At 32.4% G+C, this 24,860-nt stretch carries 26 protein-coding genes; 13 read left to right on the plus strand and 13 right to left on the minus strand.

Features of this window, described 5'->3' with window-relative positions; all coding sequences use genetic code 11:
- The coding region (locus tag IAI56_RS11695; protein WP_187658045.1) for a zinc metalloprotease at window positions 1-1,444 on the minus strand (1,444 nt) is incomplete at its 3' end.
- A gap of 103 nt (window positions 1,445-1,547) precedes the next feature.
- On the minus strand, window positions 1,548-2,342 hold the full coding sequence (locus tag IAI56_RS11700; RefSeq protein ID WP_187658046.1) for a DUF2797 domain-containing protein: 795 nt from the start codon (window positions 2,340-2,342) through the stop codon (window positions 1,548-1,550).
- Window positions 2,343-2,430: 88 nt separating this feature from the next.
- Between IAI56_RS11700 and IAI56_RS11705 the strand changes: the two genes are divergently transcribed.
- The 5 genes from IAI56_RS11705 (at window position 2,431) to IAI56_RS11720 (ending at window position 7,695) form a co-directional block, all read left to right on the plus strand.
- A complete protein-coding gene (locus IAI56_RS11705; protein ID WP_187658047.1) occupies window positions 2,431-3,042 on the plus strand; it encodes an N-acetylmuramoyl-L-alanine amidase family protein in 612 nt (203 codons plus the stop codon).
- Window positions 3,043-3,147: 105 nt separating this feature from the next.
- Window positions 3,148-4,674: a GH3 auxin-responsive promoter family protein gene (locus IAI56_RS11710; RefSeq protein ID WP_187658048.1), complete on the plus strand. Its 1,527-nt coding sequence runs from the start codon at window positions 3,148-3,150 to the stop codon at window positions 4,672-4,674.
- A 2-nt stretch (window positions 4,675-4,676) separates the two neighbouring features.
- Window positions 4,677-5,312, plus strand: a complete 636-nt coding sequence (locus tag IAI56_RS11715) for a hypothetical protein (RefSeq protein ID WP_187658049.1) — start codon at window positions 4,677-4,679, stop codon at window positions 5,310-5,312.
- Window positions 5,309-5,434: a hypothetical protein gene (locus IAI56_RS16375; RefSeq protein ID WP_262896770.1), complete on the plus strand. Its 126-nt coding sequence runs from the start codon at window positions 5,309-5,311 to the stop codon at window positions 5,432-5,434. The genes IAI56_RS11715 and IAI56_RS16375 overlap by 4 nt, the downstream gene beginning before the upstream one ends.
- Window positions 5,435-5,508: 74 nt before the next feature.
- Window positions 5,509-7,695 (plus strand): TonB-dependent receptor domain-containing protein, encoded by a 2,187-nt coding sequence (locus IAI56_RS11720; RefSeq protein ID WP_187658050.1) that lies wholly within the window; start codon window positions 5,509-5,511, stop codon window positions 7,693-7,695.
- A 227-nt stretch (window positions 7,696-7,922) separates the two neighbouring features.
- On the opposite strand, the gene IAI56_RS11725 is transcribed toward IAI56_RS11720, so the two are convergent.
- The 8 genes from IAI56_RS11725 to IAI56_RS11760 all read right to left on the minus strand — a co-directional run bounded on the left by IAI56_RS11725 (window position 7,923) and on the right by IAI56_RS11760 (window position 14,345).
- Complete coding sequence (locus tag IAI56_RS11725) at window positions 7,923-8,330, minus strand: hypothetical protein (RefSeq protein ID WP_187658051.1); 408 nt, start codon at window positions 8,328-8,330, stop codon at window positions 7,923-7,925.
- Window positions 8,331-8,486: 156 nt separating this feature from the next.
- The gene (locus tag IAI56_RS11730; protein ID WP_187658052.1) at window positions 8,487-8,675 is read right to left on the minus strand and encodes a type II toxin-antitoxin system HicA family toxin; all 189 of its coding nucleotides are present in this window, start codon (window positions 8,673-8,675) and stop codon (window positions 8,487-8,489) included.
- Between the two features lie 355 nt (window positions 8,676-9,030).
- On the minus strand, window positions 9,031-10,263 hold the full coding sequence (gene clpX, locus IAI56_RS11735) for an ATP-dependent Clp protease ATP-binding subunit ClpX (RefSeq protein ID WP_187658053.1): 1,233 nt from the start codon (window positions 10,261-10,263) through the stop codon (window positions 9,031-9,033).
- Between the two features lie 44 nt (window positions 10,264-10,307).
- Window positions 10,308-10,967, minus strand: coding sequence for an ATP-dependent Clp endopeptidase proteolytic subunit ClpP (gene clpP, locus IAI56_RS11740; protein ID WP_187658054.1), 660 nt, complete (start codon window positions 10,965-10,967; stop codon window positions 10,308-10,310).
- A gap of 127 nt (window positions 10,968-11,094) precedes the next feature.
- Window positions 11,095-12,423: a trigger factor gene (gene tig / locus IAI56_RS11745; protein ID WP_187658055.1), complete on the minus strand. Its 1,329-nt coding sequence runs from the start codon at window positions 12,421-12,423 to the stop codon at window positions 11,095-11,097.
- A 96-nt stretch (window positions 12,424-12,519) separates the two neighbouring features.
- Window positions 12,520-12,861: a phage holin family protein gene (locus tag IAI56_RS11750; protein ID WP_187658056.1), complete on the minus strand. Its 342-nt coding sequence runs from the start codon at window positions 12,859-12,861 to the stop codon at window positions 12,520-12,522.
- 3 nt (window positions 12,862-12,864) lie between these two features.
- Window positions 12,865-13,626 carry an alpha/beta fold hydrolase gene (locus IAI56_RS11755; protein ID WP_187658057.1) on the minus strand — a complete coding sequence of 254 codons (762 nt, stop codon included), beginning with the start codon at window positions 13,624-13,626 and terminating at the stop codon, window positions 12,865-12,867.
- A 5-nt stretch (window positions 13,627-13,631) separates the two neighbouring features.
- Window positions 13,632-14,345, minus strand: a complete 714-nt coding sequence (locus IAI56_RS11760) for a pyridoxine 5'-phosphate synthase (RefSeq protein WP_187658058.1) — start codon at window positions 14,343-14,345, stop codon at window positions 13,632-13,634.
- 166 nt (window positions 14,346-14,511) lie between these two features.
- Here IAI56_RS11760 and IAI56_RS11765 point away from each other — a divergent pair, with 166 nt between their 5' ends.
- The 8 genes from IAI56_RS11765 (at window position 14,512) to murI (ending at window position 22,817) form a co-directional block, all read left to right on the plus strand.
- Window positions 14,512-15,171, plus strand: coding sequence for a CBS domain-containing protein (locus IAI56_RS11765; RefSeq protein WP_187658059.1), 660 nt, complete (start codon window positions 14,512-14,514; stop codon window positions 15,169-15,171).
- Window positions 15,172-15,235: 64 nt separating this feature from the next.
- Complete coding sequence (locus IAI56_RS11770) at window positions 15,236-16,117, plus strand: NAD kinase (protein ID WP_187658060.1); 882 nt, start codon at window positions 15,236-15,238, stop codon at window positions 16,115-16,117.
- Window positions 16,118-16,280: 163 nt separating this feature from the next.
- Window positions 16,281-16,967 (plus strand): type IX secretion system protein PorG, encoded by a 687-nt coding sequence (gene porG, locus IAI56_RS11775; protein WP_187658061.1) that lies wholly within the window; start codon window positions 16,281-16,283, stop codon window positions 16,965-16,967.
- Between the two features lie 5 nt (window positions 16,968-16,972).
- On the plus strand, window positions 16,973-17,713 hold the full coding sequence (locus tag IAI56_RS11780; RefSeq protein WP_187658062.1) for an undecaprenyl pyrophosphate synthase: 741 nt from the start codon (window positions 16,973-16,975) through the stop codon (window positions 17,711-17,713).
- Entirely contained in the window at window positions 17,646-20,411 is a 2,766-nt protein-coding gene (locus IAI56_RS11785; protein ID WP_187658063.1) for a BamA/OMP85 family outer membrane protein, read from the plus strand. Before IAI56_RS11780 ends, IAI56_RS11785 begins: the two co-directional genes overlap by 68 nt.
- Window positions 20,412-20,445: 34 nt before the next feature.
- Entirely contained in the window at window positions 20,446-21,432 is a 987-nt protein-coding gene (locus IAI56_RS11790; RefSeq protein ID WP_187658064.1) for an OmpH/Skp family outer membrane protein, read from the plus strand.
- Window positions 21,433-21,459: 27 nt separating this feature from the next.
- Window positions 21,460-21,960, plus strand: coding sequence for an OmpH/Skp family outer membrane protein (locus tag IAI56_RS11795; RefSeq protein WP_187658065.1), 501 nt, complete (start codon window positions 21,460-21,462; stop codon window positions 21,958-21,960).
- A 77-nt stretch (window positions 21,961-22,037) separates the two neighbouring features.
- Window positions 22,038-22,817, plus strand: a complete 780-nt coding sequence (murI, locus tag IAI56_RS11800) for a glutamate racemase (RefSeq protein WP_187658066.1) — start codon at window positions 22,038-22,040, stop codon at window positions 22,815-22,817.
- 95 nt (window positions 22,818-22,912) lie between these two features.
- On the opposite strand, the gene IAI56_RS11805 is transcribed toward murI, so the two are convergent.
- Genes IAI56_RS11805 through IAI56_RS11815 form a run of 3 tightly spaced genes read right to left on the minus strand, consistent with a single transcriptional unit; the run spans window position 22,913 to window position 24,823 of the window.
- On the minus strand, window positions 22,913-23,431 hold the full coding sequence (locus IAI56_RS11805; protein WP_187658067.1) for a gamma carbonic anhydrase family protein: 519 nt from the start codon (window positions 23,429-23,431) through the stop codon (window positions 22,913-22,915).
- Between the two features lie 46 nt (window positions 23,432-23,477).
- Window positions 23,478-24,476, minus strand: coding sequence for a PorP/SprF family type IX secretion system membrane protein (locus IAI56_RS11810; protein WP_187658068.1), 999 nt, complete (start codon window positions 24,474-24,476; stop codon window positions 23,478-23,480).
- Between the two features lie 5 nt (window positions 24,477-24,481).
- A complete protein-coding gene (locus IAI56_RS11815) occupies window positions 24,482-24,823 on the minus strand; it encodes a T9SS type B sorting domain-containing protein (protein WP_342354541.1) in 342 nt (113 codons plus the stop codon).
- Window positions 24,824-24,860 lie beyond the last annotated feature (37 nt).

The following is a 24,860-nucleotide window of genomic DNA, read 5'->3' on the forward strand; positions in this document are numbered from 1 at the left end:
ATTTATAAATAACTTTCTCATCTACTACGCCTGAACTAGTAATTTTTTTCAAAATATGATAATACTGTTCCAACAATTGTTCAAAAAGCGCAGGATCATTTACTTCAATATCATTTAGCTCTTTAACGGTTAAATTCATAGAGCCTAAAACCTGAGTGGAAATAATTTGTCCACCGATATACGGTTCATTTACACAAATTGTACCTCTGTAGCAAGGTACTGGAATTTTTACCTCAAAATCAGCATATATTGAAGCTATTTTATTATATAAATTTCTGACTGGAGAAACAATTTCAACCAAATCATTTGGCGTTGAAGTTAAAAAATTTTCCTCATTATCATCTGAGAAACTCATATAAAATCCTTTTTGAAATCTATCTTTCTGTAAAATATTTCTACAAACTTTTGCTGTTCCATCTCCATTATCTGTTACAGTTGCTACAGTTTCTCCCTCAACTAGAATAGTTTCAAAAGGCTCATATATTGATTCAATTGGAACAGATGCTCCAATAAAATCATAAGTACTTGTTGTTTCATCTTCTGAAATATAGTAACGCATCCTTTTTACTTGTCCAGGAGTAAATTCATAACCCATTGCCAAATCCTCTCCATCATGAACAAACATTAAATTATTGATTTTAGGACTCTGACTACTATATCTTCTATTAACATCATTCACTGGCAATGCCTCATTATTATCTATATCATCACCTACATAAATACCTGAACTATTGAATTGATTATTATTCCAAGACTTGTAAGCTGGTGTATCGTGAACTTTATCACCTGCAAATTGAGCATTATATCCAGATCCTTCATATTGTAACCTAATAACATTTTCCATAGTACTTGAAACATGTTTTAAATTAAAATTATGCCCAACTTCATGAGATGGAATTCTTCTAGAAGTTATTCCTCTGTAACTATAAAATGAAACAGTAGAATATGGTGGTGCGAGACCAGGTACAGTCACTTCGTTTCCATTTTCATCATTACCTAATGAAATAGCACCATCTAATATAACTAATTTAAAAGCATCTGGATCAACAAAAAAATCACTGAAAGCTTCATATAAAAATTGAACACTCCTATTTCCTGTTAAATTTGAATCATCAACATATTCAAAACCTCCATATTTAAAATATATATTGGAATTTTTATAATTCAAATTCAAATCTCTAATTGCATTCATTACAATTTCTTCACCAACAAAATCAGTTCTATCACCATTATCATCTCTTATTATATAAAACTTAACTTTATATGCATGTTTCCTCTCAGGATCAGAGTCAGGATAACTCTGTGAGTCGATGTCAAGATTATAATCAGGTATTGGAGGAGATTGATTCTGATTTACTGAAACATTTGTAAAATAGGGATTTGTCACTTCAACACATCGCCAAGTTTCAATTTGTGCATGACTAGTATATGAAAGCACACTCAAGATAGATAGATAGATAGAGTTTTTCATAATTTTAAAGATTTAGTTGATTAATGTGAACTAAATTAAAAAAAAAAGATGTATTAAAAATATTTTTTTTATTAGATCAAATCGAAATCTTCACTACATAACCTTCAAAAGTGCGAACATTAAAAACTGTTCCGTCTTCAAAAAGTAAATATTGACCTTTTATTCCAGTTAATTTTCCAGAAAAATTGGGAGATTTATCCAAATTTAAGCTAGTTACTTTCTTCGGATATTCTAAAACTGGAAAATGCAATTCGTATAAATCGTTTTTATCAACATCATAATATTCTTGAACTTCCTTTGGAATTAAGTATTTTAATGACGCTTTTTCTTTTAGCAAATCAACTTCTGGCGTTTCATTTTTTAGCATTTTTTGCCAATTGGTTTTATCGGCAAAATGATTTTTCAAGGCAACTTCGGTAATTCCTGCCAAAAAACGATTGGGAACTTCAACAATTGGAATGGCTTGAACAGCACCTTGATCAATCCAGCGTGTTGGAACTTGAGTTTTTCGCGTAACGCCAACTTTTACATCGCTCGACAATGCCAAATACACAATATGCGGTTGGAGTTGTACTTTTTTTTCATACTCTAAATCTCTGTCTTCAATATCCAAATGCGCTGTGGAAAGTTCGGGTTTCATAATCCAATCGCCAGCCGAAGCCGAACTCATAAAACAATCATAGCAAAATCCTTGTCGGAAAATTTTTTTCTTTTTACCACAATTCAAACATTGATAACCAACGAAATTAATTTCCATCGATTTGTCTAAAAGTTGGTTTAAGCTTAAAAAACTATTTTCAAACACCAAATAATATTGAATTGGATTTGAAAATTCGGTTTGCATTTTGGTGAGAACGCCTTCGTATGTCATACTATCAATTTCAGATTTTTGGCTAAATTTATAATAATTTTAGTATTTTAGCGTTATTCAAGTAGATGTTTAACCAAAATCTATCCTTATGAAAAACCTATTCAAAGCTTTACTTCTCGTTGTTGCCTTTGCAACCGTATCGTTTATTTCTTCTGAAAAAGAAACTATTACTGTGGTTATTGATGCTGGTCATGGCGGACATGATTTTGGTGTAAAACACAATGATTTGTTAGAAAAAGATTTAGCAGACAAAATTTCTAAAAAAATTGAAGCGCTTAATTCTGATAAAAATATCAAATTCTTTTTCACTCGTGATGACGATAAATTCGTAGAATTAGCCGAAAGAACAAACTTCATTAACAGTATCAAACCAGATTTAGTACTTTCATTACATGTCAATCAAAATAAAAATATAACAGCTAGCGGTTTCGAAATTTTTGTTTCCGATAAATCGGTTGCCTATGAAAAATCTAACGAATTGGCTCAAAAACTAGTATTAGACTTCGAAAAAAATATTCCTTTAAAAAACCGCGGTGTAAAAAAAGCACCTTTTTGGATTTTAAAAAATTCTGAAGTTCCAGCTTTAACTCTAGAAATGGGTTTTCTTTCAAACACAACTGACAGAGAATATATTACAAGTGAAGAAGGACAAAATCAAATTGCACAAACGATTTTAAACTTTGTATCTAATTTAAAGTAATTAGTGAATAATTGACAAAATTCGTAATTCGTAATTCGTAATTCGTAATTCTTAATTCTTAATTCTTAATTCTTAATTCTTAATTCTTAATTCTTAATTCAAAACATGTTATATCCATTAATAAATTCAATTGCTTCATGGGTTTTGAAACAGCGCATTCATCAGATTGAGTTGTTTTTAAAATATCCTAATGAAGTTCAAGACGAATTATTGATGAACTTGCTTCGCCAATGTGAAGAAACAGTTCTTGGAAAAAAATATGATTTCGAAAGCATAAAATCCTATTCTACTTTTGCCGAACGAATTCCGATTTCTTCCTATGAAGATTTGGAACCGATGATTGAAGAAACGCGCAAAGGTTATCAAAATATTTTTTGGAATACACCAATCAAATGGTTTGCCAAATCAAGCGGAACAACCAATGCCAAAAGCAAATTTATTCCCGTTAGTAACGAAGCCTTAGAGAATTGTCATTACAAAGCCAGCAAGGATTTGCTTTGCATGTATTTGAACAATAACGAAAACTCCGAAATGTTTTTAGGCAAAAGTTTACGCCTCGGTGGAAGTTCACAAATTCATGAAAATAACAATACTTTTTTTGGTGATTTGTCAGCAATTCTGATTGAAAACATGCCAATGTGGGCAGAATTCAGTAGTACACCAAGCAATAAAACATCGCTAATGAGCGAATGGGAAAGCAAACTCACAGCCATCATCAACGAAACTAGAAACGAAAATGTAACCAGTTTTGCTGGTGTTCCTTCATGGATGTTGGTTTTGTTAAACCGAATTTTAACTGAATCGGGAAAAGAAAACCTTTTTGAACTTTGGCCAAATCTAGAAGTCTATTTTCACGGCGGCGTAAGTTTTGAACCGTATCGCGAACAATACAAAAAGATTTTACCAAATTCGAATTTCAAATACTACGAAATCTACAATGCATCCGAAGGATTTTTTGCCATTCAAGACTTGAATTATTCCAACGATTTACTGCTGATGTTGGACTATGGTATTTTCTATGAATTTATTCCGATGGATACTTTTGGCACACCAAATCAAAAAATTGTTCGTTTAGCCGATGTAGAATTATTCAAAAATTATGCAGTTGTCATCACTACCAATGCAGGTTTATGGCGATACATGATTGGCGATACGGTTCGATTTACTTCATTAAATCCATACAGAATTCGAGTTTCAGGACGAACGAAGCATCATATTAATGTTTTTGGCGAAGAATTAATGGTTGAAAACACCGATTCGGCCATTGCAAAAACGTGTTCCGCTTTACACTGTGAAGTAAAAGATTATACCGTTGCTCCTATTTTTATGAAAGATAAAGAAAAAGGCGCACACGAATGGATGATTGAGTTTAAAAAACATCCCGAAGATATTCATTTGTTCCAAAAAGTTTTGGACGAAAATCTACAATCGGTAAATTCTGATTATGAGGCGAAACGCTACAACAACATGACATTAAACCAATTAAAAATTAATGTAGCGCGAGAAAACTTGTTTTATGATTGGTTGAAAGACAACAACAAACTCGGCGGACAACACAAAATTCCGAGACTTTCCAATCAACGAGATTATTTGGAACAACTTATTGGAATGCAAACGGAGAAATCGTTTTGAGGATGAAGCAACTTGTTTTACTTTTCTTAGTTTTACTCCTAGTTGCTTGCAATAACACAAAAAGCAAAGAGAAAAAACAATTCAAATCAACAGCTGATTCTATTCGATATACAAACTACGTTAAATTAGTCAATTACAAAAACAACACTCACACAGCTTCTTATATTGTTGTAAATGTAAAAAACCTAAACACTAATGAAATAAAGGAAATTTGTACTTATCCTGATTTTTTATACGGTGCTTTACGAAGAGAAAACAAAAAACATGACGATGAAATTCTATTAGAAGACATAAAACGTTACACTGAAATTCTACTTCAAAATAAAGAACGATATTTTGAATTTAAAGATACCGCAGCATTAAATAATATTGGATTTAATTCTTATTCAAAAAATGATTTAGCTGAATTTAAAAACAGAATTAAGTTTGATTCATTGGTAAAGTTAATAGCAAAGAAAGAATATCCTACTATTGATTTTGGAGAAAATCACAACGAATTAAACATGTATGCACATTTGTTATTCAATAAAGGTATTATGAGTATTCATAGAATTCCTTGTATGTTTCAAATCATCGATGACAATTTTTTAATAGAACGAGAAAAAGAAATTGAAAAATATTCTAAAATGAAAAAATGAAAAAGTTTATTTTAATAGTACTTCTATTCGGGTTTTTAACTTCTTGCGGACCAAAAAGAATGGGTTGCGGACCAAGAAGTTGTTCCATTGAAAAAGCAACTGAGCAAAAAAACATTTGCTAAAAAATCATTTTTGATTGTAACATTTTTATCTGATTAAAGTCTTATTGATAATCATCAATCGAAAATTAATCAAAATGAAATCATTCTTTATGGCTGCATTATCTTTAGCAGCAACAACTGTTTTTGCCCAAGAAACAAAGACAGAAAACGACACTATCAAACCCAAAGAACTTAAGGAAGTTACCATCACGCAACAGAAAAAATTCATCAAAGTTGATTCTGATAAAACAACGGTTAGCGTAAAAGATAATGCGATGTTAAGCACTGGAAATGCGTATGATGCCGTAAAAAAAATGCCTGGCGTAATTGCTTCTCCAACTGGCGGATTATCACTCAACGGAAAAGGCGTTGTCATTTATATTGACGGCGCACCAAGTACTTTGAGCGGAAGCGATTTGGAGAATTATTTATCTTCATTACCTGCAAATGCAATCGAAAAAGCGGAATTAATCTACAATCCTGGAGCAGCTTTTGACGCCAATGCAAGCGGTTCGATTATCAATTTAGTTACAAGTACGAAACGATTAAAAGGAATAAACGCTAGTTTTAACATTAACTACAATTTCAATAAATACCAAAAACCAAGTCCTCAGATTTTGCTCAACGGAAAAGAAAAAAACTTGAGTTGGCAAACAATGATTGGTTATAATTATATCGAATGGGAACAAAAATCTAAAAACGGACAAACGTTTACCTCTTTTGATCCAGACAAATTCATAGACCAAAACCGACTGAATATAAACACCAACCGAAATTTTTATGCAAGAGTTGGAACCAATTACAGATTAAGTGAAAAATCCAACTTGTTATTTAATTACAATACAACATTTTCTAACGATAGAGGAAATTTTGATGCAATAACTTTTGGTTCAGAAATTCCAGATTATTTCAACAATGGAACAACTAAAACAAAAGCAAGCAACCACGAAATCAGTTTGCAATACAAAACCAAGTTAGATACAATTGGCAGAACGCTTGATGTAATTGCGTTTACCAATGTTTTTAGTCGAAATCCAGACACCAAAACTAGTGCTGTAGAAAATAATATGTCAAGTTTCAATAACTTCAAAAGCAACTTTGATTTACTGAATTATTATTTGAAATATGATTTTGCCATTCCATTTGAAAAACTAAATCTTTCGGTAAATACTGGTGGAAAATTCAACACAATAAAAGTAAATAACATTGGAAGTTATAACTTGAATTCGGCTACAACTGATATAATCGATTTTGATTATACAGAAACCAATTTAGCTTTTTATGCTGAAGTTAGAAAAAAAATCAAAAAACTACATTTAACGGCTGGATTGCGATTTGAAAATTTTGAAGTGGATAGAATTGGAATTGTTGATGATGTAAAAACGAATATTGATTTTAAGAACAATAATTTGTTTCCAAATGTTAGTGCAATGTATGAAGTAACCAATGATGTAAATGTTACCGCTTCGTATTCGAGAAAAATTTCACAACCTAGTTATAGTGTTTTGGATCCAAATGGTGGAAATTTTGACCAATACAACACTTCGGGAGGAAATTTATTGTTGAACCCAAGCTTTTTTGACAATTTTGAATTTAAAATTTCAGCGTTGCAATTCATACAATTAGGAACAAATTATACCGTTTCTAAAGATCACAATTTGTTCTTGATGACGGCTGAACCAGGCGAATTGGTTAGCACACAAACGTTCCAACAGTTTGATCGATTTAAGACATTCAGTGCTTATGCTAATTTCCCAATTCCGTTGGATTATTTCTTCAAAGGAAAAGAAGAATTCCAAAAACGAATGAACAATATCGACAAGATGAATTACATCTTCGTAAACATCAATTACATCAAGAATTTAACAGATGGATACGATTTCTCATTTGATTCTTCGCCAGTTTGGAATTATGGTGCGCAAGCGCAAATCATGTTGCCTTGGGATGTAAAAAATACGTTGAATTATTTCATTTTACCTGAAGGTGGTGTTTGGGAAATTTACAAAATTACCAAACCAATCCAACAATTTGATATTTCGTTTAATAAAGATTTCATGAACAAAAAACTGAAATTGGGTTTACATATGTTTGATGTTTTCAATCAAAACGAAGTAAATGCTTTGATTTCTTCGACCAATTTGCAAACACGTTTCTATGAAAAGAATGACACGAGACATTTTAGAATTTCGTTGACGTATAACTTTGGAAACTTAAAACTACAAAACGAAAACACTACTATCGAAACGGAGAAAGTAAATAGCGGCGGCGGTTTTGTGAAGTAAAAACACGTTGTTTTGAAGAAAAACACGAATTGCACCAATTTTCACGAATTATTTTTAAAAAATTGAAGCTAAAAACCCCTCAAGTTAAGGGATTTTTGGTTTTAAAAAGTATTCTTCGCTATTTTGAATAGTTTTGTATATTTAATTCTATAAACCTGAATAAATAAAAAACCCCAATGAAGGGGTTTTTAAGTATAAGAAGAGTTTAAGATACCTGTTTAATTTCATTAAACTAAAGTCAAATCGCTTAATTCATCAGCTAATTTATGTAATCCACGAGAAATTTGTAGCATTTTATCGTCTGATAATGGCGCTAACTTTTTTGTGTATTGTCTAAATAAACTTTGATTAATACCTGCATAATGTTCTGCAAATGCTGACTTATTAATAACATTAAAATACTCAAAAAACTGTTCTAAATCTAAAACATAATTTGTTATAAAATCATTGGTTGTTACGTTTTCTCCTTGTTCCTGTAAATATTCTACATGATAATGAAGAACTTCGTTAAAATTTCTTTTTAATTCTGTTAGGCCATCACCAATGGTGGCTAACCCATCAATCTCTTTGGTATACGCAGAAAAACCAGTACCAGTTTTTTCTACGATTACTGTTAATACGGTTTGTGCTTTCATCTTTTTTTCCCTTTTGCCTGTTGTTAATTGCTAATTTGCCTCAGTGTGTGCTTATTTTAGACTTCTTTCTTGGCTTACTTCGAATGATTACTTACTTTTAAAAAACTTTTTAATTGCTAATAACGTTTATTTATTCTTTTTTTGAGAGCAACAGGACTAATTAAGTCCTGCTGCTTTCAAGATACTATTGTAAGTACCTTTTGCCATTTCTTTGCTCCCATGTCTCGGGACTGTTAATTGGCCAGTTTTAGTTGGATGTCTATACAAATCATGGTTCGCACCATTTCGATGTATATACCAACCATCTTTTTTCAACAGCTTCAATAGTTCGTTTACGGACGCCATAATTGAAATTGGTATTAATGGTTAGACAATTACTTAAAAACTTCTTTTACAATGCAAATATATAACAAAAATGTTATATAACAAAAATGTTATATTAAAATTTAATAAAGATTAAGAACTATCGTTAACAACGACAACTATTGCACAGCTCTTTCTAAAATCTAACTTTTCAAAAAAACATAAAGCTCGACATCTTTTATCCCGAAGTTTTAAAAACACAGTTTTTACTATAAAATTGAAGAATTTTTTAAAGTTATAGCTGATTATCATCATGAGGACATAACTATTAACAACCAAAAAACCACTCCAAATAGAGTGGTTTTTTTATGTTTTCTGTCAAATTAAAAATGATTTTTTATGACGCTATTTCCAATCGTTTTAATAAATTTTTACCCAAAGCATCTTCGGTGTATTCTTTATCAATATGAAGTGTTTTTTCATTACTACTTGGTAAATCATACATGGCATCGGTTAAAATGGCTTCACATAGTGAACGCAATCCTCTTGCGCCAAGTTTGTATTCTAATGCTTTATCCACAATAAAATCCAACGCTTCATTTGATATACTAAACTTCACATCATCCATAGCAAAAAGTTTTTCATATTGCTTGATTAATGCATTTTTAGGTTCGGTTAAAATAGAACGCAAGGTTTCTTTGTCTAACGGATCCATGTGAGTAAGAACTGGTAAACGACCAATAATTTCAGGAATTAATCCAAAATCTTTTATGTCTTTTGGAATAATATATTGCAGCAAATTGTCTTTATCTATGTTGTCTCCGCTTTTTGAATTACTGTATCCAACCGCTTGCCTGTTCAATCGTTTTGAGATAATTCGTTCTACTCCATCAAAAGCACCACCAGCAATAAACAAAATATTTTGAGTGTTTACTTCCACAAATTTTTGGTCTGGATGTTTTCTTCCACCTTTTGGCGGAACATTTACAATCGTTCCTTCCAATAATTTAAGCAAAGCTTGTTGCACACCTTCACCCGAAACGTCACGCGTTATCGACGGATTATCGCTTTTGCGAGCAATTTTATCAATTTCGTCAATAAACACAATTCCTCTTTCGGCTTTTGGCACATCATAATCGGCAGCTTGAAGCAAACGTGTTAAAATACTTTCTACGTCTTCACCTACATAACCTGCTTCGGTTAAAACGGTTGCATCAACAATCGCTAACGGAACATCGAGCATTTTTGCAATGGTTTTTGCTACCAATGTTTTTCCTGTTCCAGTTTGTCCAACCATAATGATGTTTGACTTTTCAATTTCCACATCATCAACGGCACTATGTTGCATCAATCTTTTGTAGTGATTATAAACCGCAACAGCCATTACTTTTTTAGTTTGGTCTTGTCCAATTACATATTGATCAAGAAATGTTCTAATTTCTTTTGGCTTTCGCAAAACTAAATCGGAAGAAACCTTAACTTTAGAGTTGGTTTTCAATTCTTCTAGCACAATTCCGTGAGCTTGTTCAATACATCGGTCACAAACATGTGCATTAATTCCAGCAATCAACAAATTGGTTTCTGGTTTTTTTCTACCACAAAACGAGCATTCTAATACTTCTCTTGCCATTTTTTATAGGTTTATTTGATTTTTATGGGGAAAAAATCTTTTTATTAACTTCTTCTCAACACTTCGTCAATCATTCCGTATTCCTTAGCTTCATCAGCAATCATCCAATAATCACGCTCTGAATCTTTGTGTACTCTATCAAAAGTTTGTCCAGAATGTTGCGAAATAATTTGATATAACTCATCTTTTAGTTTCAACATTTCTTTTAAGTTGATTTCCATATCCGTAGCAACACCTTGTGCTCCGCCTGAAGGTTGATGAATCATTACTCTTGAATGAGGCAACGCAGAACGTTTTCCAGCTGCACCAGCACAAAGCAAAACGGCTCCCATTGAAGCTGCCATTCCTGTACAGATTGTTGCTACATCTGGTTTGATGTACTGCATTGTATCATAAATTCCAAGTCCAGCATAAACGCTTCCGCCTGGAGAATTGATGTAGATTTGAACATCTTTTGACGCATCAACGCTTTCTAAAAACAGTAATTGTGCTTGGATAATGTTTGCCACATGATCATCAACACCTGTTCCTAAAAATATAATTCTGTCCATCATCAAACGTGAAAAAACGTCAAGTTGAGATACATTCAACTGACGTTCTTCAATGATATATGGTGTCATGCTATTTACAATCTTATCATAATATAAGCTGTTAACACCATGCTTTTTTGTTGCAAATTTTTTAAATTCTTTTCCGTAGTTCATTTTTAAAAAAAGTAATTATGTTAAACTCTCTTTGAATTTGAATGATTAAAGCCGAAAATTAGCTTTAAAACAAGCAAAAAGCGTCAAATCTTTTCAGAAATGACGCTCAAAGATACTACTTTTTTAATTAAATCTCACCATACATTGCTTTGATGAAGTCATCATAAGAAACTTCTTTAGATTTTGCTTTAACTTTATCTTTAAATAAATTCAACATTTTTTCGTTCATTACTTGTTCAGACAAACGACGAACTTCGTCTTGGTTTGACATTACGCGAGCAACAATTCCTTGTACATCTTCGTCTGATGGATCCATTTGACCAAATTGTGCCATTTGTTTTTTAATCAATTCTGATGTGTATGCTTTTAAATCTTCGAAAGTGATTTGTAAACCATTTTCAGTAATGATTTTACCTTCGATTAATTGGTAACGTAAACCGTTTTCAGATTTTGTAAATTCAGCTTCAGCTTCTTCGGCAGAAAGAGGATTTTCACCTGCTGATTGTATCCATTTTTTTAGGAATTCAGCTGGTAAATCAAATTTTGTTGAACCAATTAAAAACTCTGTAACATCGTTTAAGAATTTTTGATCTGCTTGTTGTGCAAACTGTTTTTCAGCATCTTCTTTGATTTTTGCCTTCAATTCATCAACTGAAGTTACCACTTTTGATCCGAATAATTTATCGAATAATTCTTGGTCTAAAACTGCTGGTTCATGTGTTGTTACTTCATCGATTGTAAAGGTAACTTCGATATCTAAACCGTGAACATCATCGTGTCCAAGAGCAAGATAATCCATCAATTTGTGATCATCGTCAAATAAACCATTGGTTTTTAACGTTACCACATCGCCAACTTTTTTACCTATAAAAGCTTTTGCTGTTTTTTTATCTGCAAAAACGTCTAAAGAAAGAGTCGTTCTATTGTTAATTGCTTTTTCTTCGTTAGCAAAAACTCCAGAAACGTCGTTTCCTTCTTCAACTACGTCTTTTGCGATGAGTTTTCCGTATTGTTTTTGAATTCTAGCTACTTGGTCGTTCAACATTTTATCATCGGCAACGATTGTATATTTTACCAAATCATTTTTTGCTGTTAAATCCACAGTGAATTCTGGAGCTAAACCTAATTCGAACTCAAATTTATAATCCTCAACATCCCAATTGAAATCTTCGGTTACTTTTGGTAGCGGATTTCCAAGGATATCTAATTTTTCTTCTACTAAATATTTGTTCAAATTATCTTGCAACAATTTGTTTACTTCATCCAATAAAACTGCTTTTCCATATTGTTTTTGGATCAAGCTCATTGGAACTGCTCCTTTTCTAAAACCAGGAATTGAAGCATTTTTTCTATAATCTGCTAAAACTTTCTCTACTTTTTCAGCATAATCTGCTTTGGATACTTCTACTGTAACTACTGCATTTAAAGCATCTACGTTATTTCTTGTGATATTCATTTCTTGTGTTTTTTACATACTAAAATTGGGTTGCAAAAGTACAACTTTTTCACAACCCAACAAAGTTTTTAAATATTTGAATTTTAGCTTTTTATTTTAGTCATTATTTGTCAATTTAAAGACGATTGACTGCGATAATGATAAAACAATACTAAATATCAAAGCTGTCCAAAAAGTATCAACTTTAAATCCGTCGACAAAATGGTCACACAGCAATATCATGGCGGCATTAATAACTAAATAAAACAATCCAAGGGTAAATATTGTAACTGGTAATGTTAATACAACTAAAATTGGTTTTACAAAAAGATTTAGTAATCCTAAAACAATGGCAACGGTTAATGCTGTTAGGAATCCATCAACTTGAATACCTTTAATAATGTATGACAATATCACTACTAAAATTGCCGTTACAAGTAATCTGATAATTAATTTCATAGTTTATTTTAAAAATTTTATAGTTTTTTCAAAAAACAATTTTGGATTTTCAGCATGAAGCCAATGTCCAGCGTTTGGAATTGTTTCGAGTTTAAAATTAGGGAAATGATTTTGAATTTCGGGTAAATCAGAATCTAAAATGTACTTTGAATTTCCGCCACGAATGAAAAGTGCTGGTTTTTCAAAATGATTTTCGGCTGGTAAAGCCTTGCCAATTTGCTCAATTTTTTCATTAAAAACAGGCAAGTTAAATCGAAATGCTAATTGTCCTGGTTCAATCCAATACAAATTTTTCATTAAAAATTGTCGTGTTCCAAAATCGGGAATAAATGGATAAAGTGTTTCTTCTACTTGACTTCTATCTGGTTTTTCAGAAAAATCAACCGTATTCAATCCAGCTAAAATATCTTGATGATGTGGCGCATAATATTTTGGACCAATATCAGCTACAATTAATTTTTCAACCAAATTAGGATATGTTGTTGCAAAAAGCATCGCTACTTTTCCACCCATCGAATGACCAATTATTGAAACATTTGACAAATTATGATGTTGACAATAGTCCAAAACATCGTTTACCATAATTTCATAACTAAACTCATCGGAATGAAAACTTTTTCCATGATTTCTTAAATCGAGCATATGAACTTGAAAACCTTCGGCAGCATAAAGTGAGCCAAATGATTTCCAGTTGTCACTCATTCCTAAAAAACCATGAATAATTAAAAGTGGCTTTCCTTCGCCTTCTATTCTTGAAAACATCATAAATTTTACTTTAGTTTATTCAAATACATATTCACCACATTATCCAAACCAAGATATAAGGCTTCCGAAATCAACGCATGACCTATAGAAACTTCCAATAAGTCTGGAATGTTTTCTTTGAAAAATTTAATATTATCCAAACTCAAATCGTGTCCTGCATTAATTCCGAGACCTAATTCATTGGCTAAAATTGCGGCTTTTTTATACGGTTCGATTCCTTTTTCGTTTCCTAAACTGTATTGATGTGCAAAACTTTCTGTATATAATTCAATTCTATTGGTTCCAGTTTTTTTGGCACCTTCAATCATTTCGTGAATTGGATCAACAAAAATTGAGGTCCGAATTCCGTTTCGTTGAAATTCTGAAATTACTTCGGTTAAATAATCTTGGAATTTAATTGTATCCCAACCAGCCGACGAAGTTATCGCACCAATCGCATCGGGAACCAAAGTTACTTGTGTTGGTTTGCATTCGAGTACTAAATCGATAAAATTGTGTTGCGGATTTCCTTCAATGTTATATTCGGTGTAAACAATGGATTTCAAATCGCGTGCATCTTGATAGCGAATATGTCTTTCATCTGGTCGCGGATGAATGGTTATTCCTTGTGCACCAAATTTTTGAATATCCGTTGCAACCTTTAATAAATCGGGGACATTTCCGCCACGAGCATTTCGTAAAGTTGCTATTTTATTGATGTTTACGCTTAATTTTGTCATTTTTTTTAACTTTTAGCTACAGATACAGATTACTATTTTTTGAAGTTAATCCTAAAAAATCCGTGTATCTAAGACCATTAATAAATTTCAACAAAAATACAAAGTTAAAGCAAGTCATCATGTCCAAAAATTTGATTATTTTGCAATCGCTAAAAGAAAAGAATAGATGAGAGTACTTTCGGAATACATCAATAACGATTTTAAACCTTTTTTAAGTGGCGAAACTGTAGCAGAAATTCAAGATTTTTTTGCAGAAAGCACTTTTTCACATTTTCCTGTTTTGGAAGACGGAATTTATCAAGGTTGTATATCATCCGTTGATGCTGAAACGTTTGATTTCAGTAAAAACATTGCAGATTATCGTTATGCTTTAGAAGGTTTTTTTGTAAGAGATACAACCATTTGGTTAGATGTTTTGGAGATTTTTGCTCGAAATAATGCTAATCTTGTTCCTATTTTAAATGAAAACAACAATTATATTGGTTATTATGAAATAACCGATGTGATAAAATTTTTAAACGAAACGCCATTTTTAAAAGAAACAGGAGGAATTATTGTGGTTGAAAAAGCCGCTATAGATTATTCGATGAGCCAAATTGCACAAATTGTTGAAAGCAATAACGGAAAATTGTTAGGACTTTTTGTTTCGGAAGCCAATAATGAAAAAGTTCAAGTAACAGTAAAAATTACACTTGGTGGTTTGAACGATATTATTCAAACGTTCAGGCGATACAACTATGAAATTATCTCAGAACATCACGAAGATAATTATTTGAACAATTTAAAAGAACGTTCAGAATATTTAGACAAATACTTAAATATGTAACCATTGAATTAGAAATTGAATTATAAAAAATTCTAAATTCTAAATTCTAAATTCTAAACTTACCATGAAAGTTGCCATTTTCGGACAATATTATCAAAACGACACGCGACCTATTATTCGGGATATTTTTGTTTTTTTCAACAGAAATAACGTTGAAATGGTAATTGAAGAGAAATTTTTGAAAATTCTTTACGAAGAAAAAATCGTCGAAAAACAATACAATACATTTTCATCTCACGAAGACTTAAATAGTAGTTTCGACATATTAATTAGTATTGGTGGCGACGGAACCATTTTAAGAGCAGCAACATTTGTTCGCGACTCGGGTATTCCAATTCTTGGAGTAAATGCTGGTCGATTGGGTTTTTTAGCCAAAGTTCAAAAAGAAAATATCGAAGCTTTTTTAAAAGTTGTTTTAGAAAAAAAATACACCATTTCAGAACGAACACTTTTAACGATGGATTGTTCAACCAATGAAATTGGAATAGACATCAACTTTGCTATGAACGAAATATCGGTTAGCCGAAAAGATACCACTTCGATGATTACTATCGAAACTTCTTTAAACGGCGAATACTTAAATTCGTATTGGGCAGATGGATTAATTATCTCAACACCAACGGGTTCAACCGGGTATTCACTGAGTTGTGGCGGACCAATTTTAACTCCCGAAGTAAAAGGATTAGTCATAACACCAATTGCGCCACACAATTTAAATGCTCGACCACTAGTAATTCCTGATGATACCATTATTAAACTAAAAGTTTCGGGAAGAGAAGAACAATACTTGGTTTCATTAGATTCTAGAATGGTATCGGTTAACAACAATGCCGAATTAACCATCAGCAAAACGCCTTTCAAAATTAAAATGGTAGAAATTCCCGAAGAAACCTTTTTTAAAACATTGCGAAACAAACTTCTTTGGGGCGAAGACAAAAGAAATTAGAAAAATTTGCCCAAAAATATACTACAAAGCCAAAAATTTCGTTTTAAAAACATCACGGTTCAAGTTCAACAAGTTAACTACTTTAACATTATTTGTTATAAATCCACATTTGATGTTTCATACGTAGTGAGAATTGTTATATTTGCACGCTATTTTCAATTGAATGAAAAAGAGTTTAGTATTGTTTATTTTTTTATTGTTTCAAAACATTTCAAATGCACAAATCCATGAGATTGGTGCATTTTTGGGTGGAAGCAACTATGTTGGCGATGTTGGAAAAACAAATTATGTTAATCCAAATGAATTTGCCTTTGGAATTTTGTACAAATGGAATAAAAGTCCGAGACATGCCTATCGATTTTCATACATGCAATCATCGATTACTGCGGATGACTTAAATTCAAATGTTCCTAACAGAAATTTGCGTGGTTATAAATTTGGTAACAGTATTAAAGAGTTTTCAGCAGGATTGGAATTCAATTTTTTTGATTTCAATTTACATGAAGCATTAAAAAGAAAAACAACGCCTTATGTATTTTCGGGCTTGTCCTATTTTATATATGATGAGCTTTTTGTACTAAACGGAGAAACAAGAAAAGATTACAGTGAAGGTTCTTTGGCTATACCAATGGTTGTTGGTATAAAAAGTAACCTTATTCAAAATTTTGTCATTGGAGTTGAAGTTGGAGCGAGATATACATTTACTGACAATTTAGACGGAAGCAATCCTAAAAATGAAAATTTGGCAACGCTAAAATTTGGAAATATTAACAGTAATGATTGGTACTTTTTTTCGGGAATAACAATAACGTATACCTTTGGAGAAAAACCATGCTATTGTGCAGAGTAAAAAAAATGAGTTTGAACACTACTATAGATAAAGAGAATTTACCCAAACACCTTGCCATCATCATGGACGGAAATGGTCGATGGGCAAAACAAAAAGGACTTCTAAGAGCTTTTGGCCATGAAAACGGAACAAAATCAGTTAGAACTACAGTAGAAAGTTGTGCCAAACTCGGAATAGAAAACCTTACCCTATATGCTTTTTCTACCGAAAACTGGAATCGTCCAAAACTAGAAGTAGAAACTTTGATGAAATTACTCATTTCATCCTTAAAAAAAGAACTCGATACACTTAAAAAAAACAATATCAGATTAAATGCGATAGGCAACTTAGACTTGCTCCCTTCATCTGCTAAAAAAGAATTACTAACAGTCATAGAAAAAACAAAAAACAATAGCCGAATGACGCTAACACTAGCGCTAAGCTATGGATCGAGAGAAGAGTTGTTAAATGCTGTTAAAAACATAAGTAGTAAAGTTAAAAATAATATAATTTCTCAAGACGATATTGATGAATCAATTATTAATCAGCATCTTTACACACACAATTTACCCGATGTTGATTTGGTAATACGAACCAGTGGCGAACACAGAATTAGTAATTTTTTGCTATGGCAGATAGCCTATGCAGAGTTTTATTTTACTGATGTTCTTTGGCCCGACTTTAAAGAAACCGATTTATATGATGCCATCATTAGCTATCAAAAAAGAGAACGAAGATTTGGAAAAACAAGTGAACAAATTAAATAGATTTTCAGTGCAAATAAATACCCTAAAAATATTTCTAATCGCTTTATGTATTGGAAATATTTTTCAATTACAAGCCCAAGAAGAAAGATTACCGTTTTCTCAAGGAAGAAAATATATTTTAGCCGATGTAAATGTGGTTGGAAAAATCAGCTACAACCAACAAACCGTTGTTACCTTTACTGGACTTGAAAAAGGACAACAAATTACAGTTCCTGGAGAAGAAATTAGTAATGCCATCAAAAAATTGGGCAAACTTGGACTTTTTAGCGACATCGATTTCTATGTAAATAAAACTGAAAACGATAGTATTTGGCTTGACCTTTTTATCACCGAACTTCCAAAGTTAAGTGATGCAAAGATTCAAGGTGTAAAAAAATCAAAAATCGAAGGGTTAATAAAAGACAACTCGTTAACAAAGGGAAAAATTGTAAACGAAAACCTTATCACAACCACTAAAAACTATATTGAAAACAAGTACAAAAAAGACGGTTTTTTCAATACCAAAGTTTTCATCACTACAACTCCAGATACAACCGAAGGTAACATGGTTAAAATGCTGGTTAACATTGATAAAGGAGATAAACTTAAAATCTCAAAAATAACGTTTGAAGGCAACGAAAAATATTCGGACAAAAAGTTGCGCGGCGCCATGAAAAACACCAAGCAAATCAATCCAATTCGAGTATTCAAATCATCAAAATTTGTAAAAGACAAATACAAAGAAGACTTAGTTTCCATCGTATCTAAATACAAAGAAAAAGGATATCGTGATGCTAGAGTTGTATCGGATTCAGTATTCTTAAATGAGAAAAAATCAAAATTAGCCATCAACATTAAAGTTGAAGAAGGAAAAAAATATCATTTTGGCGACATTAAATTCTTAGGAAATTCAGTATATTCTGACCAACTTTTAAGTCGTGTTTTAGGTATCAAAAAAGGAGAAACTTACAATGGTGTTTTACTTGAAAAAAGAATAGCCGATAAAACAAAACCAGATGCTGACGATTTAACGAACTTATACCAAAATAATGGTTATTTATTTTCGAGTATTAATGCCGTTGAAGTAAAAACAGAAAACGACACAATTGATTTTGAAATAAGAATTACCGAAGGTCCAATTGCCTATTTTAATAACATTACAGTTGTTGGTAATGATAAAACTCACGATAGAGTTATTTACAGAGAATTAAGAACACATCCTGGAGAAAAATACAGCAAAGAAGCTTTGGTTAGAACTATTCGAGAAATTGGGCAGTTAGGTTTCTTTGATCCAGAAGCCATTGATCCTAAATTCAAGAATGTAGATCCAGCAGCAGGAACTGTAGATATCGAATATAATTTAGTAGAAAAAGGTTCTAGTCAAATTGAACTTCAAGGTGGTTTTGGCGGTGGAGGATTTATTGGGACACTTGGACTTTCGTTCAACAACTTTTCTATGCGAAATTTATTCAACAAAGAAGCATACAAACCACTTCCAATGGGTGATGGTCAAAGAGTTTCATTAAGAGCGCAAGCAAGTTCATTCTTCCAAACATACAGTTTATCCTTCTCTGAACCATGGTTTGGCGGAAAAAAACCAATAAATTTTTCAACATCATTATCTCACAGTAAACAATTTCTTTTCTCAGGAACATCAAGAGATGTAGACAGAACAAGAAGTTTTAACATTACTTCACTTTCTGTTGGTTTAGCAAAAAGACTTACAATTCCAGATGATTATTTTGTTTTATCAGGATCAGCCAGTTTCCAATATTATGACCTAAATAATTATAACACCGGATTATTTACTTTTGGAGATGGAGCTTCAAGAAATTTAGCATTTACTGTAGGTTTAACCAGAAATAACAAAGGAGTAAATCCAATCTATCCAACATCGGGTGCAGAATATAGTGTTTCTGCTAAATTTACATTACCATATTCACTTTGGAATGGTGTAGATTATGCAAAACTTGGGGATTTAGAAGAAAACAAATTAAAATTCACATCTAATACAACCTTAACAATCAGAGAAACTAGTACAGGTCAATATCCACAAGTTGGTGATTATTTGGGCGTTGCTGAAACTTTGGCAAATGGAGCAGTAATTTATGAAGTTGTAAACGACTACCGAGATGCAGCAGCCGATCAATCCAAAGTTGATCAACAAAAATTTAATTGGCTAGAATACTATAAATTGAAATTCAAAGTAGACTCTTATACAAAAATAGCTGGTTCACAAAAAAACGCATTAGTTTTAAGAGCTTTAGGCGAATTTGGTTTTCTTGGCTCATATAATAATGCAAGAGGAATGGTTCCTTTTGAACGTTTCTTCCTTGGAGGTGATGGATTAGCAAACTTTGCACTTGATGGACGAGAAGTAATACAACTAAGAGGATATCCCAACCAATCTCTATCAAATGCAGATGGAGGAACAATTTATAATAAATTCTCTCTAGAATTAAGATACCCATTAACATTGAAAGCGGCTGCATCAATATATGCGTTAGGTTTCCTTGAAGCTGGTTCCTCTTTTAATAGCTTTCAAGAGTACAACCCTTTTGTACTTCAGCGATCAGCTGGATTTGGACTTAGAGTATTTATGCCAGCTTTTGGACTACTTGGTATTGACTTTGCTCACGGATTTGATGCTGTACCAAATTCAGGAACAACACAAAAGAATGGTTGGGAAACACATTTTATTATTGGTCAACAATTTTAATTATATTTGATACATATTTTAAAATCATAATAATATGAAAAAATATTTTTTAACACTTTTAGCCATTACTTTTGCATCACAAATCAGTGCGCAAGGCAGAGGAACTAAAATAGGATTTATAGATATGGAATATATCCTACAGAACGTTCCTGATTATACTGAAGCTAAAAGTCAGCTTGAACAAAAAGCACAGAAGTGGAAACAAGATATTGAGACAAAAAAAGTAGAAATTGCCAAACTTAAAGATGCTTTAAAAACAGAAAAACCATTATTAACCCGCGAACTAATTGAAGAAAGAGAAGAAGAAATTGCTTTCCAAGAAAGTGAACTTATTGATTTTCAGCAAAAAAAGTTTGGTCCAAATGGCGATTTAATAACTCAAAAAGCAGTTTTAGTTAAACCAATTCAAGACCAAGTCTTTACTGCTGTTCAAGACATAGCTGAAGCTAAAAAATTTGATTTCGTATTTGACAAATCATCTGATTTAACTATGCTTTTTGCCGCCAAAAGACACGATATTAGTGATCAAGTTATTAGAACAATAACAAGAGCAGAAAAGCGGGAACAACGAACTAAAAAACAATTAAAAGAACAAGAAGCAAAAGAATACGAGGAAGATCTTGAAGATGAAAATCCAGCACTAGCAGCAAGACGAAAAGCTTTAGAAGATAAAAAAGCAGCAAGAGATAAACTTGTAGAAGATAGAAAAGCAGCCGCAGAAGCAAAGAAAAAAGAACTACAAGATAAAAGAGATGCTGCTGCAAGTGAAAGAGAAGCAAAAAAATCTGGCACGGTTTCTGCAAATGACAATAAAGAAGAAACAATCGAAATTGAGAAAAAAGCTGATGGAACTGCAACTGCCAAAGAAGACAAAGCAGCCGAAAGAGCAAAAACATTAGAAGACAGAAAAGCAGCACTTGAAGAAAAAAAGAAAAAAATAATAGCCGATAGAGAAGCGGCAAAAAAAGCTAGGGAAGACAAAAAAAATCAACCGAAAGAAGAACCAAAAAAAGAAGAATAACAATAATTAATTAATACTTTTAAAACAATGAAAAGATTGAAATCATTACTAATCGCTGGAGTTGTGTTTCTAGGAACAATGCAAACGATGAATGCTCAAGCAAAAACTGCACACGTAGATGTAAATGAAATTATCTCTAAAATGCCTGCAATGCTTGATGCTAAAAAACAATTAGAAAAGTTGCAAACAACATACGATGCTGAATACAAAATAATGGTAGACGAATACCAAGCAAAAATTAAAAAATACGATCAAGAAGCCGAAACAGTTGGTGAAGCAGTAAATGCAACTCGTCAAACTGAAGTTCAAGACTTAATCAAACGTATTACTGACTATGGCGAAAATGCTAAAAAAGAACTACAAAAGAAAGAAACTGACCTAGTAGCACCTTTATACGATAAAATCAAAGCTTCTATTATTAAAGTTGGAAAAGCAAAAGGTTTCCAGTATGTACTTAATGCAGCTGAACTACTTCTTGCTGATGGACCAGATTTAACTGCTGATGTTAAAAAAGATTTAGGTTTTTAATAAAAAGCTTAATTATAAAAGTAAAAAACTGCTCAACCTTTCAACAGGATTGAGCAGTTTTTTTTATTTTTGTTACTATGACAAAAAACAACCCAATAGGACTATTTGATTCAGGAATTGGTGGAACTTCCATTTGGAAAGAAATCCATGAACTCATGCCAAACGAAGACACCATTTATCTCGCCGATAGCAAAAATGCACCTTACGGACAAAAATCAAAAGAAGAAATCATCCAATTAAGCATTAAAAACACTGAGTTTCTTCTCAATCAAAATTGCAAAATCATAGTCGTTGCCTGCAACACAGCTACAACCAATGCCATCAAAGAACTAAGAGCAAAATACCAAGTTCCATTCATCGGTATTGAACCAGCCATAAAACCGGCAGCATTACATTCAAAAACCCAAACTATTGGAATTCTCGCCACACAAGGAACTCTAAACAGCGAACTATTTCATCAAACCGCCCAACAATTTCACGAAACCAAAATCATCGAACAAATTGGTCATGGACTCGTACCGCTAATTGAAGAAGGTAAAATCAATTCGCCTCAAATAAAACAACTACTCAACAAATATCTACAACCCATGATAGAAGCCAATATCGACTATCTTGTGCTAGGTTGCAGTCATTACCCCTATCTTTTACCACAAATCAAAAAAATACTTCCAAAACACATTAAAATCATCGATTCAGGCGAAGCCGTTGCAAAACAAACCAAAAACATACTAACCGAAATAAACGCATTGAATACAGAAAACCATCAACCAAAAAACATTTTCTTCACCAATGCCAACCCAACCGCTATCGAAAAAATCCTGAAAGACAATTATCCAATAATAAAAAAAGATTTTTAGAAGCCAAACTTCCAAAAATCTTTTAAACCATTTTCCCGCTTTTCGCGCTACACGGTAGCTTGCTTCAATCGGGGCTAAAAACAAACTTTTAGCTCCTATTGATCTTCCTTAAACCAGCTCGAATACATCACATAATTATTAGAAATACGTTCAATCTCACCAGCAAAATCCGACTGATTAATATCCTTAACTTTCTTAGCAGGAACTCCAGCATAAATCGTCCCCGATTCTACAACCGTGTTTTGCGTAACCACAGCGCCAGCAGCAACAATCGAGTTGCTTTCAACAACACAATTATCCATCACAATTGCACCCATTCCAATCAAAACATTATCATACACTTTACAACCATGAACAATAGCATTATGACCAATAGAAACATTGTTCCCAATTTCAGTTGGATGCTTTTGATAGGTACAATGGATAATCGCACCATCTTGAATATTCACATTATCGCCTATTTTGATAAAATGAACATCACCGCGAATTACTGCATTAAACCAAACACTACATGATTTACCAAAAGTAACATCACCAACAATTGTTGCATTTTCAGCAACAAAACAATCCTCTGGAATTTGAGGAGATTTTCCATTTACAGCTTTTATAACCATTATTAAAAAAATAGTCCCGAATAAATTCGGGACAATATTAAAATTATTAATTAATTGCAGGACAATTACAGTGGTATTTCTCTCTTTTACAGAACAAGTTAAGACCTAATGTAATTTGGTGAAAACCACCAGCATCAAACTTAACATCTCCAACTAAATGAGAATAAGTATAAGAAATCATATAACTATTGAAATTCAAACCAACAATTGGAGTGATATACTGTAACTTTTGATCAGCTACACCATTTCCACGAACATATTGTGCTCCATCTAAACTTCTTCTATATGACAATCCACCCCAAAGTCTTCCAAAATCAAGCTCTTTGTATGCTTTAATATTTAAATCAATTGTTTTCTCTTGAGTTTGAGTAACTAACTGAAACATAAAAGAAGGTTCCCAAATAATTCTATCAGGATCACCAAAAGTATACCCCGAATTCAAAATGAAACGTCTTAAATTAACTGGTTCACTATCGGTATATAATTTTCTATCACTAGCCAATGCATTTTTAACGGTAGCATGCACATAAAAATCCAAGAAATTATACGATGCTCCAATATCTACATTAAAATAAGAAGCTCTTTGTATGTCACCAAACACTACTGGATCAAAACCTGGATTATTAACATAAAAAGAACTTTCATCAAGGTTATTTTGAACAAATCCCGCACTCATACCAAATGATAATTGATTTAAATCAACATTATCTCGAGAAAACATTAGATGATGCGCATATGTTAATTTCATACCAGTCTGAGAATGATAACCATTTTTATCATTAAAGACAATAATTCCTCCACCAGATCTTTCACCTAAAGAACCATTCATACTAATAGTTTGCAATGCAGGTGCATCTTCTTGACCAAACCATTGTTGTCTAGCTGTTAATCTAACTTTCGTACAATTAGCTGCTCCAGCCATTGATGGATGAAGTAGATAATAATTATCAGAAAGATAGTCAGAATATACAGGTAATCCTTCTTGAGAAAACGACACCTGAGTAATCACAATCAATAATACTAAATAAGCTTTTTTTAAATTCATGGTTTTTATCTTTTCAATGAGAAATGCGCTTTAAATTCTTTCATAACACCGGCTTCTGGATATTCTACCTTAAACCAGTAATCCGTTGATGGCATCAACTGTCCGTTATAGGTTCCATCCCAACCATCACTATCGGAACTAATTTGTTTCAACAGCTTGCCATGGCGGTCAAATATATAAATTTTAGTCGCATCAGCAAAGTTTTCTAATCCTTTTATGTTCCAAGTGTCGTGATAGCCATCACCATTTGGTGTAAAGTAGTGTGGATAGTCTATAATTTGTACGCCTTCTATACTTACTTCTCCACACGAATAACCATTCGGGTCGCGAACATCCCATACATGCACCGTGTGTGTTCCAATAGGTACATTGGTAAATACGCCA

Source organism: Flavobacterium macrobrachii, from assembly GCF_014486675.1.
Taxonomy (GTDB): Bacteria; Bacteroidota; Bacteroidia; order Flavobacteriales; family Flavobacteriaceae; genus Flavobacterium; species Flavobacterium macrobrachii.

What these genes read in the sequence shown, in the direction of transcription:
- IAI56_RS11700 (WP_187658046.1), bottom strand. Translation starts at nt 2,342, where the DNA reads ATGACATACGAAGGCGTTCTCACCAAAATGCAAACCGAATTTTCAAAT.
- IAI56_RS11705 (WP_187658047.1), top strand. Translation starts at nt 2,431, where the DNA reads ATGAAAAACCTATTCAAAGCTTTACTTCTCGTTGTTGCCTTTGCAACC.
- IAI56_RS11710 (WP_187658048.1), top strand. Translation starts at nt 3,148, where the DNA reads ATGTTATATCCATTAATAAATTCAATTGCTTCATGGGTTTTGAAACAG.
- IAI56_RS11715 (WP_187658049.1), top strand. Translation starts at nt 4,677, where the DNA reads ATGAAGCAACTTGTTTTACTTTTCTTAGTTTTACTCCTAGTTGCTTGC.
- IAI56_RS16375 (WP_262896770.1), top strand. Translation starts at nt 5,309, where the DNA reads ATGAAAAAGTTTATTTTAATAGTACTTCTATTCGGGTTTTTAACTTCT.
- IAI56_RS11720 (WP_187658050.1), top strand. Translation starts at nt 5,509, where the DNA reads ATGAAATCATTCTTTATGGCTGCATTATCTTTAGCAGCAACAACTGTT.
- IAI56_RS11725 (WP_187658051.1), bottom strand. Translation starts at nt 8,330, where the DNA reads ATGAAAGCACAAACCGTATTAACAGTAATCGTAGAAAAAACTGGTACT.
- IAI56_RS11730 (WP_187658052.1), bottom strand. Translation starts at nt 8,675, where the DNA reads ATGGCGTCCGTAAACGAACTATTGAAGCTGTTGAAAAAAGATGGTTGG.
- clpX (WP_187658053.1), bottom strand. Translation starts at nt 10,263, where the DNA reads ATGGCAAGAGAAGTATTAGAATGCTCGTTTTGTGGTAGAAAAAAACCA.
- clpP (WP_187658054.1), bottom strand. Translation starts at nt 10,967, where the DNA reads ATGAACTACGGAAAAGAATTTAAAAAATTTGCAACAAAAAAGCATGGT.
- tig (WP_187658055.1), bottom strand. Translation starts at nt 12,423, where the DNA reads ATGAATATCACAAGAAATAACGTAGATGCTTTAAATGCAGTAGTTACA.
- IAI56_RS11750 (WP_187658056.1), bottom strand. Translation starts at nt 12,861, where the DNA reads ATGAAATTAATTATCAGATTACTTGTAACGGCAATTTTAGTAGTGATA.
- IAI56_RS11755 (WP_187658057.1), bottom strand. Translation starts at nt 13,626, where the DNA reads ATGATGTTTTCAAGAATAGAAGGCGAAGGAAAGCCACTTTTAATTATT.
- IAI56_RS11760 (WP_187658058.1), bottom strand. Translation starts at nt 14,345, where the DNA reads ATGACAAAATTAAGCGTAAACATCAATAAAATAGCAACTTTACGAAAT.
- IAI56_RS11765 (WP_187658059.1), top strand. Translation starts at nt 14,512, where the DNA reads ATGAGAGTACTTTCGGAATACATCAATAACGATTTTAAACCTTTTTTA.
- IAI56_RS11770 (WP_187658060.1), top strand. Translation starts at nt 15,236, where the DNA reads ATGAAAGTTGCCATTTTCGGACAATATTATCAAAACGACACGCGACCT.
- porG (WP_187658061.1), top strand. Translation starts at nt 16,281, where the DNA reads ATGAAAAAGAGTTTAGTATTGTTTATTTTTTTATTGTTTCAAAACATT.
- IAI56_RS11780 (WP_187658062.1), top strand. Translation starts at nt 16,973, where the DNA reads ATGAGTTTGAACACTACTATAGATAAAGAGAATTTACCCAAACACCTT.
- IAI56_RS11785 (WP_187658063.1), top strand. Translation starts at nt 17,646, where the DNA reads ATGATGCCATCATTAGCTATCAAAAAAGAGAACGAAGATTTGGAAAAA.
- IAI56_RS11790 (WP_187658064.1), top strand. Translation starts at nt 20,446, where the DNA reads ATGAAAAAATATTTTTTAACACTTTTAGCCATTACTTTTGCATCACAA.
- IAI56_RS11795 (WP_187658065.1), top strand. Translation starts at nt 21,460, where the DNA reads ATGAAAAGATTGAAATCATTACTAATCGCTGGAGTTGTGTTTCTAGGA.
- murI (WP_187658066.1), top strand. Translation starts at nt 22,038, where the DNA reads ATGACAAAAAACAACCCAATAGGACTATTTGATTCAGGAATTGGTGGA.
- IAI56_RS11805 (WP_187658067.1), bottom strand. Translation starts at nt 23,431, where the DNA reads ATGGTTATAAAAGCTGTAAATGGAAAATCTCCTCAAATTCCAGAGGAT.
- IAI56_RS11810 (WP_187658068.1), bottom strand. Translation starts at nt 24,476, where the DNA reads ATGAATTTAAAAAAAGCTTATTTAGTATTATTGATTGTGATTACTCAG.